Consider the following 1,888-nt stretch of genomic DNA (forward strand, 5'->3'; position numbering starts at 1 on the left):
GCTTGCTCCCGCTGGACTGCGCAGCAGGCCTCTCTTGTTAAAAAAGAAGGTCCGCTACGCGCCCCGGCGGGAGCAAGCTCCCTCGCCACAGTTGGGTTTTTCTGGTTACTTGGAGGCTTCGACCACGCCGCTCTGGCGATTCTTGAGGTTTTTCTCGGCCTTGTATTGTTGTGCAACTGCCGGGACGCTGGCGCTGCGACCGGTTTCTACCCAGCTGCGGATGCGGCTCGCATCGGCAAAATGCGTGTACTTGCCGAACGCATCGAGAATCACCAAGGCCACCGGACGGTTGCCCATTCGTGTGACCAGTACCAGACAGTGCCCAGCCGGGTTGGTGAAGCCGGTTTTGGTGATCTTGATGTCCCAGTCGGCCTTGTTCACCAAGTGATCGGTGTTGCGGAAACCCAGGGTGTAATTGGGTTTGCGGAACGACACGGTTTTTTCCTTGGTGGTGGTCAGCTCAGTGAGAATCGGGTGTTTGCTCGCAGCCACCAGCAGTTTGCTCAGGTCGCGGGCAGTGGAAACGTTGCGTTCCGACAAGCCGGTCGGCTCGACATAGTGGGTGTTGGTCATGCCCAGTGCCTTGGCCTTGGCATTCATTGCCGCGATGAACGCGGCGTAACCGCCCGGATAGTGATGCGCGAGGCTGGCGGCTGCACGGTTTTCCGAAGACATCAGGGCAATCAGCAGCATCTCGCGGCGCGGCAGTTCGCTCTTGAGTTTGACTCGGGAAAACACGCCTTTCATTTCCGGGGTGTGGCTGATGTCGACGTCGATCCATTCGTCCATGTTCTGGTGCGCTTCGACCACGACCAGCCCGGTCATCAGTTTGCTCACCGAGGCGATCGGCACGATCACGTCCGGGTTGCTCGAATAGATGACTTTATTGGTCTGCAAATCCATAAGCAGGGCGCTGCCGGAGGCGATCTTCAGTTGCGAGGCATCGCGTGGCGCGGCGGTGGTTTCAGCGGCGCTGACGGTTGGCGTGACGAATGTGCCTGAAAAAGCAAACAACAGGCTCAGGATCGAAAGACGAATTTTCACGCGGGCGAACTCATAAAGGTTGGATATTCCGTTAGTTTGTAACGGGTTATTTCTTCAAAGCGTCGCATTCTAGGAGTATGGCTGAAGATCTGTCGATGGTTGTTTGAATGACCTGAAAATCTCGTGAAAAGGCCTGTAAAAAGAGGGGTTTCCGGCGAACGGTTAGTGTTTTTTCTCAGATACGAAAAACCCCGCACAAGGCGGGGTTCTTTTCTTGCTGAAATGACGCCTCAGGCGTGCAGTGTTTCTGCCGCGTAGAGGGTGTTTTCCAGCAGGCAGGCACGGGTCATCGGGCCAACGCCGCCCGGCACTGGAGTGATCCAGCCGGCACGGGGCAGGGCGGTTTCGTACACCACGTCGCCGACCAGCTTGCCGTCGTCCTGACGGTTGATGCCGACGTCGATCACGATCGCGCCTTCCTTGATCCATTCGCCCTTGACCAGGCCCGGCTTGCCGGCGGCGACCACCACCAGATCGGCGCGTCCGACGTGGCCGGCCAGATCCTTGGTGAAGCGGTGGGTGACGGTCACGGTGCAACCGGCCAGCAGCAGTTCCATCGCCATCGGACGACCGACGATGTTGGAGGCGCCAACCACCACCGCATCCAGACCATAAAGATCAACGCCGGTGCTTTCCAGCAAGGTCATGATGCCTTTCGGGGTGCATGGGCGCAGCAGCGGGATGCGTTGGGCCAGACGGCCGACGTTATAAGGATGGAAGCCGTCGACGTCTTTGTCCGGGCGAATGCGCTCCAGCAGTTTGGAGGCGTCCAGGTGCTCGGGCAGCGGCAGTTGCAGCAGCACGCCGTCGATGGCCGGGTCGTCGTTGAGGCGATCGATCAGAT

Annotated in this window: 2 protein-coding genes; both read right to left on the reverse strand. The window is 58.9% G+C overall.

The genetic code is table 11. The features are described from left to right. Nucleotides 1-105 precede the first annotated feature (105 nt). Complete coding sequence (pbpG, locus tag DBR18_RS01850) at nucleotides 106-1,044, reverse strand: D-alanyl-D-alanine endopeptidase (RefSeq protein ID WP_108589045.1); 939 nt, start codon at nucleotides 1,042-1,044, stop codon at nucleotides 106-108. A 230-nt stretch (nucleotides 1,045-1,274) separates the two neighbouring features. Then, nucleotides 1,275-1,888: bifunctional methylenetetrahydrofolate dehydrogenase/methenyltetrahydrofolate cyclohydrolase FolD (gene folD, locus DBR18_RS01855; RefSeq protein ID WP_108589046.1), on the reverse strand; the 614-nt coding region annotated here is incomplete at its 5' end.

The organism is Pseudomonas sp. HMWF021, from assembly GCF_003061005.1.
Taxonomy (GTDB): Bacteria; Pseudomonadota; Gammaproteobacteria; order Pseudomonadales; family Pseudomonadaceae; genus Aquipseudomonas.